Genomic DNA, 17715 nt, shown 5'->3' with positions numbered 1-17715 from the left:
ACTGAATTCATTTAACGTGAACACCGTGTTCATGAAATCTATATGGTGATTTTTCTAGCCCTGAGATAAGCTAGCTACATCACTAATGTCATTGATGAAGGGTACTGTGGAGTTTTATCATTTGCGCTCGTTTGTCGCAGTCGCTGAAGAAGAGAATCTAACCAAAGCGGCATCGCGCTTGTACACCACACCACCAGCTATTAGTGCACATATCAAAGCCTTAGAAGAAGAACTAGATACTGTTCTCTTTATTCGTTCCTCCAAGGGAATGAAGCTAACCCCACAAGGCGAGCTGCTGCTGGAAAAAGCTCGGACAACGCTTGATAGTGCCTTAGATATGATGCAGTCGGCGCAACAGCAACAACAAAGTTTAACAGGCACGATTAAGCTTGGTATTAATCAGCCTGCGTCTAGTTTACCCATGTCAGCACTTCATTCTGATCTACAGCAACTATCTGCCGGACTATCTCTTTCGGTAATGGAAATGCCAAGCCAGAAAATCATTCAGGGTATTGACCAGTTAACATTAGATGTGGGTTACTTTTATGGAGATCTGCCTAAAGGATTTTGTGGTGCACTGGTTAAACAGCAGGAGATTACCACCATAGTCCCCGTTCATTGCCAATCAAATGTTTCAGACTTAGCCTGGATTTATGCTGGCCAAGATTGCCCATTTGAAATAAATAACCCGTTAGCAGATGGCAAAGGTAAGCGTATGCACGTGACCAGTGATCTTTCCCGTATTGATTTTGTCAAAGAAGGGTTAGGCGCTAGCTTTATTGAAGCGAACATTGCTAAAGAGCTCAGTGCATTAGGGCAAGTAAAGATTGAACCAGAATTTAATTTCTCTTTGAACTTATGGGTAGGGTGTTTACAAGCTAGGCGAAACGAACCTTTAATTTCTGCATTGTGGCAAACCCTAACGCCGATGTTAGGCGATAGCTAAACTAAAGCTTACGCAAAGGCCGCCATGTTCTCGGTTAGTCAGGGTTAATTTACCATTATGTTGACTAACAATATCATTACATAATGCCAAACCAATACCGCTACCTGTTTTCTTGGTCGTGTAGAAGGGGAGCAGTGCTTGTTGCATTTGTGCTTCACTTAGGCCAGTTCCTCGATCAAAGACACTAAAGACAAACTGGTCACCATGCTGACGAATATCTAAACCAACCTCATTTTTGTCTGAACCAGATTCCAAGGCGTTCTTAATCAAGTTAATGAGCACTTGTTCAATCAAGGTGGGATCAAAGTTGGCCTGCTGACGTTGAAAGTCTTGGGTTATTTTCACATCGGTTAAGTGGCCGAGTTGCTCAATAAATTTTGTTAATGTAATAGGTTTGGGCTCTGGTTTAGGGAGTTTGGCAAACTTTGCATATTGATGGATAAAATTATGCAAATGTTGGGTTCGGTTGCCGATGGTTTCTAGCACATCTTCTAGCATGTGCAGGTGCTCAGGCTGCTGGATGATTTTCTTGGCTGAGCTTGTTAATGAAGCGATGGGCGCTAAAGAGTTGTTAAGCTCATGGCTAATTAAGCGAATAACTTGTTTCCATAGATCAATTTCTTGATGAGATATTTCCGCTGTCATGTTTTTGTAGAGGTATAAAAAGTGCTCGCGGCTATTCAGGGAAAATTGACGACAATTAACATTGGTAATAATTTTTTCTTGATCGATGTGCTCTGTAATTAAACCATTTTCTTTTGCGAGTGTTGCCGCTTGCAATGCTGGCGAAAGATGCGTTAACAAGTCTTGTAGTTTAAGGCCGTTAATATTGGCTTTTTGTTTGAATAACTTCTTCGCGGCTAAATTACTATAAACGATCGCGCCGTTTTGATTGGTGAGTACTAGAGAAACAGGCGTCGATTGGATCACTGTATCTAATAATAATTCACGTTGGAAAATATCCATGCGTTCTTTGCGTAGTACTGACGATAACTCATTGTAAATATTAATGAGATCAGAAACCTCGCGGTAATCTTTATTGTAAACCGTTAAGCTGTAATCTTTGTCTCGTAATGAATTAATGCCGTTATCGAGTGCTTTTAAGGACTCTGTTAACGGCATGAGAATCCAGCGAAAAGCGGCGATGGTGGATAATATAAACAGCAAGGTAAAGTAAATAAAACTTGAAACCGACAGGTTTTCACTCTGCCAAAGCAGATAAAATACACTGCTTTGGGTGATAAGTAATAAACACATGACGAGCTTTAATCGGCGAACGATAGAACGCTGTTTTTTCATCTAACGTTACTCAATACCAAATTTTTTCATTCGACGGTACAGAGCGCTGCGGCTGAGACCTAAGTTTTTCGCTGCTTCAGAAATCACACCGCTAGCCTGTGCAATGGCGTCTTTTATATCTTGTTCAGTAAGTGCTTCAACAGAAGAGGCATTGCTACTTGTGACCACAGGCAAGCCAAGCACCTCTGGATTAATTAACTTGTCTTGTGCTAGCAGTGATGCGCGTTGCATAACATTCTTAAGTTCGCGAATATTACCTGGCCATACATACGCCTTAAGTGTTTCAACAGTGTCTTCGGTTAAGTGATAATCGTCAGGTAAAAAATGATGTGCCAAGGGCAAAATATCGGCTTTTCGCTGATTTAACGGTGACAACGCAAGCTCGATCACATTAAGGCGATAATATAAATCTTCTCTAAAATTACCTTTGGCGATTTCCGCTTTTAAGTCGGCGTTGGTTGCACTAATAATTCGCACATTAACTTTTAAGGTTTCAGTACCGCCGATGCGTTCAAATTCCCCTGTTTCAATAACGCGGAGTAACTTAGCCTGACCGTCTAAAGACAGGTTGCCTATTTCATCTAGAAATAGCGTCCCGTTATTGGCTAGTTCGAATCGTCCTGCTCGCTGTTTGGTAATGCCAGTGTATGAGCCTGCTTCAGCACCAAACAGTTCTGCTGCCATTAACTCCGGTGATAAAGCGCCAACGTTAACTTTTATAAATGGCCCTTCTTTACATTGTGAATTGGCTTGAACAATTTGCGCTATTTTTTCTTTGCCTGCGCCATTTGGACCGGTAATAAGTACCGATACGGAAGAATGGGCTACTTGGGTAGCCATTTTCAGTAGCTGCAACATGGCGTCACTTTGAAAACGTATGCCACATAAGTCGTATTCTTTGCCAAGTAGTTTCGTTGCTCGCTGGTGATTCAAGGCTTGGCGATGCTGTTGCTGCTGTAATTCGTTTAGCTCAAGCAAGTTATTAATGGTGATGATCAGTTTATCGTCATCCCACGGTTTGGCGATATAGTCACTCGCCCCTAGCTTCACCAACTCAACAGCTGTTTCTAGGTGAGTCCAGGCTGTCATTAAGATAATAGGTAAGTCATCAAAATGTTCACGAATCTTATGATATAAATCTATGCCTTCTTCACCTGAGGTAGTATCAGCAGTGAAGTTCATGTCTTGAATAACTAGGTCGTAGTGGTTTTCTTGTAGAGCATGAAGGCCAGCTTCTGGGCTTTCACGGTAATCACATTGGAAGTTATTTAGCTGAAACAATACTGATAGCGCGTGCGCTACATCGGCATTGTCATCGATCACTAAAATATTGGCTTTCATTCATTTTCCTTGAAGTGAGCTAGCAATGGCGATTGGCTAGCTCACAATTAATCCAACGGTTATGCGCTTCGGGTTACGATAGCTGGCGCAATGTTTGCTGCTTGTCTGGCTGGAAACCATACTGCTAAAGCATTGATAAACCAAATTAATAAACCTGTCGCACCTAATACCGTAAAGTTTAACAAATTTTCATTCATACTTTGTGATAAATCGAATGAAATCACTAAAGTAACGATAATGCCTAGCGTTAAACCCATCCAGGTTATCAAGGCGTTTTCCGTTAAGAAATAACGAATAATGTCACGTTTTTTCGCGCCAAGCGCTCTACGTGTACCGATTTGCTTTTTCTTTTGGGTGATTTGAAAAGCCGTTAACCCTGTAATACCTAAAGCCGTGATAATTAGCAGCACAGCGCTGATCACTAGGAAAGTTAGCGCGCGGCTGCCACGACCATCATACATGCGTTTTTGCGTGCGCTTTAAGAGTTCTGTGGTATTTACATAACGACCACGCTCTTTGTAAAACAACGCGAGCAGATCTGGCATCAGTGTAGCAGCTTGACCGTCTGACACGCGCATCAAGTAGTGTGGTTGGCTGCCGGCAGACCACTTAATTTGCGGACGAATCATACTTTGGTAAGAGCGACCTTGGCCGTTTAAGCGCTCGCCTGTCATAAAGTTGCTATACACGCCAACAACTTGCACTGGATTTGCGCCTTGCGATAACCAAACGGTTTCACCTACTGCCGAATTTTCACCAAAGAGTTCTTTCGCCATGTCTTCACTGACCATAACAACAGAAGCTTGCTCTGGTGTCGATTCAGCTGGCCCTTTTACGAGATCAGAGTCATCTAACCAACGCCCTTCAACTAGTTTTAAGTCAAGCACATTAAACAATGCTTTATCGCTATCAAAAATCGCCGTTTGATGACGCTGTGCTTCTTTCTCTGGTGACGTATAAACATTGGTTAAACGCTCAGATGTAAAAGGCACTTGGCTTGACGTTGCGATAGCAACTACCGAAGGTACTTGTTGAACACGCTCTATGTCGCGCACCATGGCTTGACCCACATCTTGGCTTTCGTCATAAAACTCGGGTGAAATACGTACGATGTCAGTGTGCGGAATACCCGAAGGCATGTTCCATTCACTTAGCGTAGAAGTCGCAACTAAAACAGAACTACTAAGAACCCCCATGGTGAGTGCGATTTGAATAATCATTAAAATCGCCATAAATTTATTGTGCTTTAAGCTTAGAAAAATAGGTTTGATATCCATTTTGCTATCTCCTTATTGCGACTTTAATTGACTAGCTGGCGGTACATTTACTAAGCGCCAAATAGGGTAAATACTGACAACGAGAGTACAGATGATACTAGTAACAAAAGCACTGGTGATCATAGGCACATCCAATTGAAATAATGGTTCGATATCTTCCAAGCGCACTGTGTAGTCAGACGAGTACAAGCGAATTTTCATCATGCCTTTTAGGCCGAAATGCGCCACGATTAAGCCGACAACACCGCCCAATCCACCGATCATCACTACTTCCATCACATGCTGCATCATGATGGTAGACTTTTTAGCACCTAGTGCACGGCGCAAACTAACCTCTTTTTTCTTGCGCATGAACTTCGCCAGTAAAATTGAAATTGCGTTAATTAAGCACACGGTAAAAAACAGAATGGCAATAATAGAAAATACGCGCATAAAACCATTTCTTGCATTTACCCATGAAAACAACTCATCTAAGTTAGTCACGAAGTAATTAATGCCACGAGGAAAACGACCAAAGCTTTGTTGTGATTCTATATAGCGTGCAAGTTGTGATTGATATTCGTCTACTTGTTCATTTGGAATTTCTGCCCAGTAGGTGATCCACGCACATTCTGAAGTTAACAATTCTTGGGTATTGCCTTCTCTAAAGCTTCTTGCTCGTTCAGCATTGGCGGCCCAACAATCGAAGCCAGCAGATCTAGGTTGCTCAGTATCTAGCGCAAACTTATACGGGATATAAAAGTCGTCAGGGCGACCTTGGCTAAAGCCGCGGTCATAGAACTTACGTGATAAATGCCATTCATTCATGACACCGATAACCGTTAACTCTTGGGTATTTAAACGAACTGTTTCACCGACACTGTTTCTGCCGCCAAACAAAAGGTCATTCATAATTTTACCGATAACAATAACGGCATTACCTTGCTCATCTACTTGCTTATCCCAGCCTTGGCCATAAAGAAACGGCGCATCGAACATTGTAAAGAACTCGCTAGTAGTAACCGCAGCTCGAGTGCGAATTGGCGTAATGTTCTCATCTTCAACATTTAAAATACCATAGGTGTGCCAGTTAAAGGTTTGGTTAACCCCAGGTACATTTAACGCTTTCAAGTTAATGGTATCTTTGTAAGTCATATCTACCATACGCAGCGGTTCGGTTACTTCTTCGGCCGTTGTTTCACGGTTATCCAGCTGAATAAGGAAAATATTTTTACTTTTATGCGGTAAAGGCACTTGAGAAGACTGGTAGCCCATGGTTTTCACTGTGGTATACAAGCCCAAACCAAGTGCAATGGTCAAAACCGTTAACAAGGTTAACGACCATCGCTCCTTTAAGCTTTTTACCGCCAGTTGAAAGTTATAACTAAACATAATGAACTCCTTATGCCGAACGGATAATGTCGTCAGTACCTGACTTTTCCATATCACTGACTAAACCATCGAAGATTTGGATATTGCGGTGAGCACGTTTAGCTAACTGATCATCGTGAGTAACCATGATGATGGTAGTGCCACGGCTGTTAATTTCTTCCAGTAAATCCATTACTTGTTGTGCCATTAATGAATCTAGGTTACCTGTTGGCTCATCGGCGAGTAAGAATAACGGGTCGCCAGCGATTGCTCTAGCAATGGCAACACGTTGCTGTTGTCCACCGGACAGTTGTGTTGGCAAATGCTGCATACGAGATGCTAAGCCCACGGTTTCTAATGCATGCTCAATGCGTTCTTTACGCTCTTTTTTACTTAAGCCACGATAACGAAGTGGAACATCAACGTTGTCAAAAAGGGGTAAATCAGGCAAAAGATTAAAGCTTTGAAAAATAAATCCGATTTTTTGGTTTCGAATGTCTGACAGTTTGTCATCACTAAGTCCTCTTACATTTTGACCATCTAGGTAGTAGTCGCCTTCTTCGAAGGTTTCTAATAAGCCTGCTAAGTTTAAAAACGTGGTTTTACCTGAGCCAGAAGGCCCTGTTACTGAAACAAAGTCACCGTTGTTAATAGTTAAGTTCACATTGCGCAGGGCGTGAGTCTCAACGAGGTCGGTACGGTAAATTTTGCTGACATTTTCCATTTTCAACATGGGCATGCTCCTAGTTAGTAATATAAATTTGGTTGCGGTTGTTAAATTGATCTAGGCTAGAAATAACCACGGTATCTCCGGCTTTTAGCCCCGACGTTACTTCAATTTCGTTAATACTGCGGGCGCCTAGTTCGATTGTTTTGCGGTGCGCGTTGTCACCATCTACGACGTAAGCAATTCGACCGCCACCCGTTTCAACAAACGGACCACGACGAATTTTCAAAATGTTTTCTTTTGATTCAATTAAGATACGAGCGCTAACACGCTGGTTTTGGCGAAGGTTATCAACGCTTGTTTCGTTAAAGCGCAAACGACCTTTTACTTGTCCGTTATTTACTTCCGGTGATATAGCGATTAACTGGCCTTGGTGTGTTTTCCCATTGAAGGTAATTTCACTTGCTAATCCTACGCCTAAATCATCGGCAAACGTTTCAGGGATATACACTTCTACTTCAAACACACTTAAGTCGATAACGGTGATCAGTGAACTGTTTTGGGCAACGTTTTCTTTTTCACGGGCATTTACGACACCGATAATACCTGCCGTAGGTGCTGTTAGTGTTAATTCACTTACTTGGCGAGCTAAGTCATCGACAACGTGTTGTTGTCTTGCAAGTTGTGATAGTCGACTTTTAAGTTCAAATTCCATGCTTTCTTTTTGTAGGTCGAAGTTTTGTTTGGCATGACGGTGAGAAAGCTCAGCGCGTTTAAATTCAGCGACTTTTTCTTCGTATTCTTTTTTACTGATCAGTGCATCTTTAATGCTAATCTCAGCACGGCGTTTGTTCACTTCTGCGGCTTGTAAGTTTACTGCTGACATTTCAATCGATTGTTGAGTATTTAATTGCGACGTTTTAATTTCGATGCGGTGGCGGCCAACATCCAATTTTAATTGTTCTAACGTCGCTAACTCTTGCTGGTAACGGTTTTCTAGTTGAGGACTATCAATCTCAGCTAATTTTTGCCCTAAAGTAACAGTGTCGCCTGCTTTAACATATAAACTAATGATGCCGGGTGCCTTGGCATATAAGGTTGGGCTATTTGCCGCAACAATTTGTCCTTGTACTCCGATGTCGCGCTGCAAGTTGCCTTGCTCTACTTTTGCAAAGCGAAGTTGATCGCGGTTAACGGCTAGATCTGATGAAAATAAGCTGGTAAGTGCTGGTACACCGTATGCTGCGCCCCCAACAACGAGTGCAGTAATAAGGAGAATAATAGCAAGCCGGTGGCGAGCTATGCCGGATTTTTCAATCTTTACATCTTGTGCTGAAGTATCTCTTAACATAATTTACCTTATGTATTTGTTACTTTGGTTTCCTTGCATATCTAAATAGTTGTAATCTAGATGATACCTTTGTAACGATTTTGTAATTGCTGTTGAATAGTTATTAGCAAACAAAGTGCCAAAATTTAAAGTGTTGAATTTAAAGGGAAAATCATATTGCTTAGTATGACCGAACAAGCGAGTGTTCGCTATTTGAGTGACCGAACACTGGTGTTCGTTAGCTGTTTTATGGCGCGTTTGTTACGTGTTTTCCTTGCGCTGTGCAGTATATTCTTTTTAAGCTTTTTCGCTGTTGCTGAACATGACAACCGAGTTGAGCCGGAGAACATTCAGTTAAAAAACTTAACTAATGATCAACAGCATGCTCTAGTCCTTTTAGGTAAGGTTTGGGGCTTTAACAAATATTTTCATCCAGAAATTGCTAAAGGAGCATATTTTTGGGATCAAGAGCTTTATCAATTCTTACCACAATACTTATCTGCGGTTGCTAAAAATCAACATCAACAACTCTTACTTGAATGGTTGCAGCATTATTCAAACCAAGGTTTTAGCCAAGGGGAGCTTGCGCAAGTTAAAAAGGGCAACACAGACCCCAAATTTGCTTGGCTAAACCAAGATATTAGCCATGTTGGTTTGCAGAACTTCATGTTTAATATTCTCAAAATCAAAGCAAAGCCTCCCCTGCATTATGTTCAGTACTCAAAGTATTTACCGACACTAAAGTTCACCAACGAACTCACTTACGTTCAAGGCTCTGACAATGCCGCTGCGCGGGTTATTGGTTTGTTTCGACTCTGGAATCAAATTTTCTATTTTTATCCTTTTAAAAATTGCAAACAGTTAGAAAGTTGGCAGCAACTGTTTTTAGACGCCATATCGCTGGTTATTAATGCTGAAGAGTCGGCGGATTATGGCGCTGTTTACTTGCAGCTAATGTCGGCACTTGAAGATACCAACAACCAGTTACTAGAAGGGACAGAGTTAATAGCAGAGGCGAGAGGGCAGTATTATTCATCGCTGCAATTAGCATGGATAGAAGACATGGTGGTGATTGATGCGCTAAACGATGATGTTAGCTTTGCACTTCCTGTTGCTATTGGCAGCCGAATTATAAAAATAGACGGAATAAACGTTAGTGAGATTATCGATGAGCGACTATGGCAATACCCTGGCAGTAATGAGCATCAGCGCATAAATTTACTGCTTGCTGATGTATTGGTATCGGCCAATAAAACCATTGATTTAACAATACAAAGCCAGCGAGATGGAAGCATAATTCGTCAGACGTTACCCTTGCTCGATAGATCTACTGAGCAAGGCGAAACAAAGCCAACCAAGTCGTCAAAGCTTGCAGCTTGGCTCAAACAAGGTCTTTCTGATTCAGAGATCTCTAACCCTACTGAAAGCATCGCTTTAATACCTGCAACATCGATATCGCTAGAATCGTTAGAAAACTACCTGTTTAGTTCGTCACACGCGCCAAACTTGATCATAGATTTAAGAGGCTTTGTCAGCCGAGACATTACTCACGCACTATATCAGTGGCTTTATCGTGGCTCAGCACAAGAAGCTTGGGTTGCAATTCCCGATCTTGAACAAATTGGCGCTACTAGAATAAAAGTTATTCCACCAATTAAGACTAAAAGCCAGTTGCCAGTATATCGCGGCAAGATTGTCTTTTTAATTAATCACCAGACCACGAATTTTGCTGAACATTTAGCGTATAAACTCAACGGACAAGTAAATGTGTCAATGATTGGCAGTAATACTGCTGGCGCGATGAGTTACTCATCGACAACTGTGATCCCTGGTGAGCTGTCTTTAAAGTTTTCTACGGGGGTATTGGTTGATCAACATGAAAAGCCTTTGCCGCAATCAGTTGCACCTGATGTCATTGTTGCTCAATCTATTAAAGATAAAGTCGCGGGCAAAGATACTTTGCTAAAAGCGGCGATTGCATCACTTCGGTAACGCTAGCAATAAAATTGTAGCCTAGCGACCGAAGAAATGTTCAAAATACACTTTTACGTAATTGACTTTTGTTGGTTTAAGTGTGGGTAACCAATACAAACCAAGGCTGTGATAATTAAGACACTGTATTCTATGCCATTAGAGCCAGAGCCAACGACAAACCAGCCGTTTGGAAGATGTACCATGACTAATCCCGTGGCGTAAATAGCGATATAGCCGATACATAAATAAGCTATTTGTTTTCCCCAAACTAGAAAGACGGAGCCGATAACTTCATATAAGGTAATACCCAAGGCTAATGCGACACCGAATGGAAATCCTTGTGATTCGAGCCAGCCACCAAAGGGTTCATAACCGCCTGATAATAGTCGGTGCCAGCCATGACTAGCAATAATTACTGCGATAACCAGACGCAGTAACACTGACATTCTTTGCTCTTTAGATATTGACATAGTTAACTAAACTCCTTTTTCTTTGTCATTTTTTTACTTGTTATTGTTAACTACTAATGTATTCGTAAGAAATGTAAAAGTAGAGTAATAAAGTGTTGCTAAATATTTAATACTCATCATATTTTTACGCGGTTTCCTAGGCTGTGTATACCGATAAATTTTTGTTCTGACGAGTATGAGGTAAAGGGAGAGAACAAGGATAAGAAAGAATAGAGGTAGGAAAATTATAGGTCAGATTATATCTCTGACCTATACAGAACAATTGTCTAAACTTGTATACTACTGAGCAATTGGCTTGATACGCACTCCTGCCTGAGCTTGGCAAATATCTAGCACAGGTATTGACGGCTTATAGAAGAAAGGGTTAGTGCGATGACGACGACCCTCCAACCATTCTTTAAAATGAGCGCTGTCAGTATTCTGGACTTGTAACTGACGGCGGTTCTCTAGCGCAACATCCGAAAGTAACTGCGCTTTTACGATTGGCGTATAATCTTCCTTATTGATAGGCGTATCGCCTTCAATCACCGCGGTTCTTGTAATCATCTGTACCTTATCCATACCGTAAATAACGCGGCCGAATACTGCCATGATGCGATCTAAATAACGTGTTGCTTGACCATTGGTTATATAAAAATGACTGGTGCCAGTATCTGGGTCGCTGTTACGTGCCATGGCCACAACACCTGGACAGTGGAGTAGCCAAGCCTTTTTTTCTTCTGGTGAAACGCCAACAGCAAAGCCATTGTGGAAGCCTGTTTGTGGGGCAAACATGTCTTGAGTTTCCGTTAGGGTAAAAGACCAATTCGCATCAATGGCGATTTCTTCTTCCATCTTAAGAGCGGTTACTTGTTTGTCTTTTTCACTGCCATCGGCAGGACCTGCTTGTGCAACAAAGCCATCGATAACGCGATAAAAGCTTTCGCCATCGTAAAAGCCACTTTTTACAAGTGACTTAAATCGCTCAACGTGATTTGGCGCAAATTCAGGTGCTAGCTCAATAATGACATCACCTTGCGGTAGGGTAAATTGCACTGCGTTGTTAGGATTTACATCGCGCCACTTTTGTTCAATAGGCTTGGTATCTAGGGTAGTTTTTTGTTCACTAGATTGTTCTGCATAAACACACATAGGTAGGGTGAGGGCTGTGACTATGCCAATTGATTTTAATAATTTCATTATTAACCTTTGTTATTGTTTTCATCAACATTAGCAGAGAGATGCTTCTTGGCGCAAATCGTGTGTCTTGTTAAACTGGCGCCCATCGCAAAAACAGTTAAAACCACGTGATACCAAACTAAAGGAGAGCAAAGTGAACAAGAGTATGATCACCAATTTGATCGCGTTAGTCACCGTCTTGGCAGGCTATTTGGGCGAACAACCCATTGTCTTTACTATGGGGCTATTTGCGCTTTCTGGTGCGATTACAAATTGGTTAGCTGTTCACATGCTTTTTGAAAAAGTGCCTTTACTTTATGGTTCAGGCGTTATTCCTGCACGATTTGAGGAATTTAAGCTGGCGATTCGAGAGTTAATGATGACCCAATTTTTTACGGAAGAAAATATCGACCGTTTTTTATCAGATAGCTCTGGTTCAGCAACCTCTCTTGATTTAGCCCCAGTGATTGAGAAACTCGATATTTCGCCAGCGTTCGATACTTTGGTCAATGTCGTTGAAACATCTTCTTTTGGTAACATGCTGGCTATGGTGGGCGGAAAAGAGGCGTTAGAGCCGATGCGCGAACCATTTATTGAAAAAATGAAAAGTACGGTTGTCGAAATCAGCCAAGGTGAGCAATTTGGCACCTTACTTAAAGACCAATTAGAGCAACCAGATGTTATCGCGAGCATGCAAGAAAAAGTGAGCGATATTATAGAAAAGCGATTAAATGAGTTAACACCTAAGCTTGTAAAAGAAATTGTACAAGAAATGATACACAAACATTTAGGTTGGTTAGTTGTGTGGGGCGGTGTTTTTGGCGCGGTTATTGGCCTGATCGCTGCAATATTTCAACAAGTTTAATTAAAATTACACAGGGCGAATTTGTGTGAAATTTGCTCTGTAAACTTTTCCTTCACTTTTACCATAGCTTGTTATTATTTATTAGTGCTTAACGTACTAAAACTTACCGGAAAAATTACGCAATTAGCCTTTAAATTTACTGGTATTGCAGCTATGCTTGGCCTTCAATCCTCGGGATTTATAAACCTGCATTTACGATGGCGTAAATGAGGAAAAATCTCACTATTTAAATAAGGTAAATGGAGACATGTTTGGTAGCTTAAAGGCGTTGCCTGCCGATCCTATTTTAGGCTTGTTGGCTAAATATCGTGAAGACTCAAACCCACAAAAAATTGACTTGGGTGTTGGTGTTTATAAAGATGAAGCGGGTCATACTGCAGTATTAAAATGCGTGAAGACCGCAGAGAAATATCGTAACGATAACGAAGATACCAAAGTATACATTGGCCCAACGGGCTCTCCTTTATTTAATCAGGAAATGAATAAACTGATTTTCGGTAGCCACAAAGTGCTTATCGAAGATCGTGTGCGCACTGTTTCAGCCCCTGGTGGTACTGGCGCGTTACGTGTTGCTGGCGAATTTATTAAATCTTGTAAGCCAGGTGCAACTATATGGGTGAGCAACCCAACTTGGGCAAACCATACGGGCTTATTTGAAGCTGCTGGTTTGACTGTTAAAACGTATCCTTACTATGACTACGAAAACAAATGCTTAGATTTCGACGGTATGTTAAATGCGTTGAAAGAAGTAAGTGCTGATGATGCAGTATTACTTCACGCTTGTTGTCATAACCCAAGTGGTATGGATTTATCGCAAGAGCAATGGCAACAAGTCGCTGAAGTAGCGAAAGCGCGTGGTTTCTTACCTGTTGTTGATATGGCTTACCAAGGCTTTGGTGAAGGCTTAGATGAAGATGCTTACGGCTTACGTTTAATGGCTGATAGCGTTAAAGAAATGATCGTGTGTAGTTCATGTTCGAAAAACTTTGGTTTATACCGTGAGCGTATCGGTGCTTGTTCAATTATCGGTGAATCTTCAGCTGCTGCAGATGTAGCTAACTCGGTATTATTGTCAGTTGTTCGCTGTATTTATTCAATGCCACCAGCACATGGTGCTGCGTTAGTGGAAACCATTTTAAGTTCCGATGAGTTGCGCAACCAATGGCATGAAGAGTTGAAAGAAATGCGTGACCGTATTAACGGTAACCGTCAGTTAATCGTTGATAAAATTAAAGCACAAGGTGTAGAGCGTGACTTTAGCTTTATTACTCGTCAAAAAGGTATGTTCTCGTTCCTAGGTATTACGCCTGAGCAAGTTCAACGCTTACAAGACGAATACAGCATTTATATGGTTGGTTCTAGCCGTATGAGTATTGCTGGTATCGCTAATAGCAATGTTGATTACTTAGCGAAGTCGATTGCTGCCGTTTTATAAAAAACAGCAAACTAAAAAAAGCAGCTTATAAGCTGCTTTTTTTATGGGTGTTCTATTTGGTTTTTACTATTGATGTTTTGAATTACTTCTTAACAATAAAAACACTAATCCAGCAAAAATAAGAATGAGCGTTTCTGGCTCTGGTACTGTGACATGAGGTGGGTTGTGAACCACTTGTACGTTTGCTTGCATACTCGCATTGGTGAAAAAACGTGTGTTGTTGAGTAATGCGCCGTCGCCCATTTGAAAAGAACGTTTGTTTGCTAAAAAGGTACCGCTGATATCGGCACCACCAAATTCAAAGTTTGCTGTACCGACGACATCTAAGAAGTTGAACAATACATTGCGACCGTGGATGCCGCCTGATAGCTGTATACCTGCTAGAGAATCCAAGCTCGCATCACCACGAACGTTGATAACCATGGCATCGGTAGCGCTACCTTCAATGGTCAAAATTTCATGGCTATCTAACAGTAAATCATCTAACCAGAAGACATTGTTGGTTTGAGTAGAGAGTGTTGTTGATGCGGTAATATCGAATAACTCTGTACCTGCTAAGTTTTGCGCTGCTAGTTGCGCGGCTAAGATATCGTCGCGAATAGAAGAAACGACGCATGACTCTTGGTGACCAGCGATAGAAGCTGAAGCGGCAATGGCATAACTTGCAGCGCAAGTATCACCAAGCACGCTAGCGCCAGTCGCTAACGCTAAATGACCTTCTACGGCAATATTACCGTAAATTGTCGCTTCACTGCCTAGAATAAGAGAACCAGGAACTGGAACACCATGGTGATCCGATTGACCCACAGCAAACGTGTAGGTGTCTAGGCTATTTAAATTAACACCTAGATCGAGAAGGTTGGCATGAGAAAAAGTAGAAAAGGCAGCGGTAAAACTCATTACGGCTGACAAAAAGAAACGCGAAAATTTCACAGTAACGTCCTTATAAAACGGCTGAATGCAAAGACCTAAATAAAAAGCGCGCGCATTCTAGCACGCGTTGTTTTAGAGTAAAAGCTCTTTGTTAACAAAAAGTGAACGTTAGTTGATGTTTTTGTAATCAATTTTTGACGTTTTATAGGAAGTCGTTGTAGATAGCTTTAAACAACATCTAAAACGACAATTATCGTTAGCGATTAAAAAGAGTATGTGAGGTCGATGCCTAATTGTCTATCTTCGCCTTTCAACTCAGTTACAGCGCCAAGTGCTGCGATTGAATCAAATCTAAGTTCTGCGAATTCTGTTGCGGTGAGGTTTTTACCCCAAATAGATAGCAGCAACTGTTCATGCATTTGGAAGCTCACCCGTCCGTAGAGCACATGGTAGCCTTCCTGTTCTGTATAAGGGTTTTCGTTTTGATCAAAATAAAAATCAGATTGATAGTCGAATCCTAGCTGACTTGTTATTGTTTTACCGAATAACTCAGCTTCGTGGAGCAGGTAACCACCTAAATTCCATTTCGATGAAAAAGGTAGGCGTGTATCTTGAACGACTAAATCACCTTCTTGATACTCACCAATATTGGCTTTAGGTAAGTAGCCGACATTGAGTTGTACCAGTAAATTGTTTGAAAAGTAATAACGAAACTCACTCTCTACACCATAAATGGTTGAGTCACCCGCATTTTTAAGCAAGTGATAAGGAACAACGTTGTCGGGAATATTGACGAATACTTGCTGGTCTTGATAGTCATAATAAAACGCTGCAAGGTGCCAACTGGCGTTGTTTTGCCAAAGTTGCCACTTAGTGCCGATCTCGTAGGCATTTAATGTTTCGGGCGCGTAAGTAGAGTTTTCTGCTTGCGCAGGAGATGTTGAGTAACCCGCATTATAGCCTCCACTTTTATAACCCCGCGTGTAATGGCCATAAATGATGGCGTCTTTATTCACTTGATAGCTAATGCCGAGTTTACCCGATAGCTCTTGATCATCGACTTTACCGGAAATCAACCAAAAATTAGGAATTAAACCAAAGGCAGTATCTAAGTCAGCATTTGCAGTATACGTAGTTTTTTCGTCCGTATATCGAACACCTAGAGTAAGGCTATAACGAGATGACAAATCGTAATCGATTTGACTGTAAAGGGCGATAGATTCGTTGTTGAGCTGATTGTCATAAAAGTATTCTGCGGCGTTAGCCGCTAGTTCTGGTACCGCTCGAAAGTCTCTAAACAGGTCAAAACTATTATCTTGTTCGGTTTCTTCTTTCAGCCAAAATAGCCCTGATTGCCAATAATAATTGGATTCTTTGAAAGCGAGATTAAACTCCTGTGATACCACTGTACTATCTGTTCCCATACTACCTTCAATGAGGTTTCCTGGGCCATCTGAGTCCCAGCTATGAAAGCGTTCGAGAGCTTTATAACCGGTGATGGAATTAATAGTTGCTATGTTATTTAACTGCCAACTAACACTTAATACAGCGCCCCAGCTGCTAGTATCATGCTCACGGTCAGCTGTATCAGCATTAACGTCCCAAAAATCTTTACCGCCCACTTGGCGACCGAATGCGTCTTGGCAGATACTACTACCAGCTTGGTTAGGGCTGCACTGACCTGACCCGTTAGTAAGGTAAATACCATTACTGGCAATTGGTTTAGGTTTGCCTGACCAACTTTCTGAGTGAAGCTTTAGCATGTAAGAAAACTGCTCAAACTCACTTTTCACTATCATACGTAGGTTGGTTTGCTTTAAACCACCGTCTGGTTGTTCAGACATAAGGTTGTTGGTAGAAAATTGATAATTTTCATGGTTAGCGGCAAAGCGAATTCCAGTATGCGTCGATACAGGGATATTAAGCGCTGCATCGTAAGACTGATGTTGGTGCTGAGCTGTGCTAGCGGAAATGAATCCTGAAAATTCTTCAGTATCTGGCATTTTAGACCGCAATAAAATTGCGCCACCTGTGGTATTCCTACCAAACAAAGTACCTTGTGGGCCTCGCAATACTTCAACTTGCTCCATATCGAACAGGTTAGTGGATAGGTGGTTAGCACTACCACTTACTACGCCGTCATTGTATACGGCGATAGGGGAGATTGTTGATGTGTTGTAGTCGATCATGCCGACACCACGAATATTAAAAGCTGGCGGTGTGCCTTCTCCGGCATTATTGGTGATTTTCATGTTTGGCGTTAGCACGCTCAGTTGAGTCGTATCTTTTAAATGCAGACGATCGATTGATTCACTGTCGATAGCGGTAACAGCAACTGAAACATCTTCAATGTTTTGCTCTCTTTTTTGAGCGAAAACTTGGATCACTTCAATATGACGTTCTTTGTTGGTGAGGTTGTTATTCTCGCCAGTTTCATTTGCATATATGTTTGATGTTACTAGTGCATTGAGCGTCCCTGTTCCGACAACAAGTAACGCTTGATTTAGCTTAAGCATTAACTAACCTTTATTGTGAAACTTTGTTATTAAGTAGACCGCTATCCATTTTCATTATTGATTGAGTATAGGTATATAATTGCGCATTTGCCCAACTAGATAGCGAAAGGGCTATTGAATGATGAAAATCTGAGTAATACAAGTGCCTTCTAATCTATGTGGTTATTCATTGTGCAATTGAAACAAACTACTTACATATGTTGTTAACAGGGTG

General features: G+C 41.4%; 14 protein-coding genes. 4 read left to right on the top strand and 10 right to left on the bottom strand.

Translation table 11 applies throughout. The annotated features are described in order from the left end of the window. Window positions 1–85: 85 nt before the first annotated feature. Entirely contained in the window at window positions 86–946 is an 861-nt protein-coding gene (locus ACOB80_RS19060) for a LysR family transcriptional regulator (protein WP_473167461.1), read from the top strand. On the opposite strand, the gene ACOB80_RS19055 is transcribed toward ACOB80_RS19060, so the two are convergent. From ACOB80_RS19055 to ACOB80_RS19030, 6 genes are read right to left on the bottom strand one after another with little or no spacing between them, the layout of a single operon-like run. Then, a complete protein-coding gene (locus ACOB80_RS19055) occupies window positions 932–2245 on the bottom strand; it encodes a sensor histidine kinase (RefSeq protein WP_473167460.1) in 1314 nt (437 codons plus the stop codon). The genes ACOB80_RS19060 and ACOB80_RS19055 overlap by 15 nt on opposite strands. A 6-nt stretch (window positions 2246–2251) precedes the next feature. Next, complete coding sequence (locus tag ACOB80_RS19050; RefSeq protein ID WP_473167459.1) at window positions 2252–3586, bottom strand: sigma-54-dependent transcriptional regulator; 1335 nt, start codon at window positions 3584–3586, stop codon at window positions 2252–2254. A 59-nt stretch (window positions 3587–3645) separates the two neighbouring features. Beyond that, a complete protein-coding gene (locus tag ACOB80_RS19045) occupies window positions 3646–4863 on the bottom strand; it encodes an ABC transporter permease (protein WP_473167458.1) in 1218 nt (405 codons plus the stop codon). 12 nt (window positions 4864–4875) lie between these two features. After that, on the bottom strand, window positions 4876–6234 hold the full coding sequence (locus ACOB80_RS19040) for an ABC transporter permease (protein WP_473167457.1): 1359 nt from the start codon (window positions 6232–6234) through the stop codon (window positions 4876–4878). Window positions 6235–6244: 10 nt separating this feature from the next. Further along, complete coding sequence (locus ACOB80_RS19035) at window positions 6245–6946, bottom strand: ABC transporter ATP-binding protein (RefSeq protein ID WP_473167456.1); 702 nt, start codon at window positions 6944–6946, stop codon at window positions 6245–6247. A 10-nt stretch (window positions 6947–6956) separates the two neighbouring features. Further along, window positions 6957–8231: an efflux RND transporter periplasmic adaptor subunit gene (locus ACOB80_RS19030; RefSeq protein ID WP_473167455.1), complete on the bottom strand. Its 1275-nt coding sequence runs from the start codon at window positions 8229–8231 to the stop codon at window positions 6957–6959. A gap of 165 nt (window positions 8232–8396) precedes the next feature. On the opposite strand from ACOB80_RS19030, the gene ACOB80_RS19025 reads away from it, so the two are divergent. After that, window positions 8397–10202: a S41 family peptidase gene (locus tag ACOB80_RS19025; protein ID WP_473167472.1), complete on the top strand. Its 1806-nt coding sequence runs from the start codon at window positions 8397–8399 to the stop codon at window positions 10200–10202. 53 nt (window positions 10203–10255) lie between these two features. Here the strand turns inward: ACOB80_RS19025 and ACOB80_RS19020 are convergent, their stop codons facing one another. Both ACOB80_RS19020 and ACOB80_RS19015 read right to left on the bottom strand, forming a co-directional pair. Next, complete coding sequence (locus ACOB80_RS19020) at window positions 10256–10654, bottom strand: DoxX family protein (RefSeq protein WP_473167454.1); 399 nt, start codon at window positions 10652–10654, stop codon at window positions 10256–10258. Window positions 10655–10933: 279 nt separating this feature from the next. Then, entirely contained in the window at window positions 10934–11833 is a 900-nt protein-coding gene (locus ACOB80_RS19015; RefSeq protein ID WP_473167453.1) for a peptidylprolyl isomerase, read from the bottom strand. Between the two features lie 133 nt (window positions 11834–11966). Here ACOB80_RS19015 and ACOB80_RS19010 point away from each other — a divergent pair, with 133 nt between their 5' ends. After that, window positions 11967–12677: a DUF445 domain-containing protein gene (locus ACOB80_RS19010; protein ID WP_473167452.1), complete on the top strand. Its 711-nt coding sequence runs from the start codon at window positions 11967–11969 to the stop codon at window positions 12675–12677. A 247-nt stretch (window positions 12678–12924) separates the two neighbouring features. Then, window positions 12925–14112, top strand: a complete 1188-nt coding sequence (locus tag ACOB80_RS19005) for an amino acid aminotransferase (protein WP_473167451.1) — start codon at window positions 12925–12927, stop codon at window positions 14110–14112. 66 nt (window positions 14113–14178) lie between these two features. Here ACOB80_RS19005 and ACOB80_RS19000 read toward each other — a convergent pair whose 3' ends face one another. Together ACOB80_RS19000 and ACOB80_RS18995 are read right to left on the bottom strand one after the other, a co-directional pair. Next, on the bottom strand, window positions 14179–15045 hold the full coding sequence (locus ACOB80_RS19000) for a choice-of-anchor A family protein (RefSeq protein WP_473167450.1): 867 nt from the start codon (window positions 15043–15045) through the stop codon (window positions 14179–14181). Between the two features lie 203 nt (window positions 15046–15248). Next, window positions 15249–17501, bottom strand: coding sequence for a TonB-dependent receptor (locus tag ACOB80_RS18995; protein ID WP_473167449.1), 2253 nt, complete (start codon window positions 17499–17501; stop codon window positions 15249–15251). Window positions 17502–17715 lie beyond the last annotated feature (214 nt).

The sequence above is a fragment of the Thalassotalea coralli genome, assembly GCF_055786205.1.
This window is presented reverse-complemented; position numbering and strand designations above follow the sequence as displayed.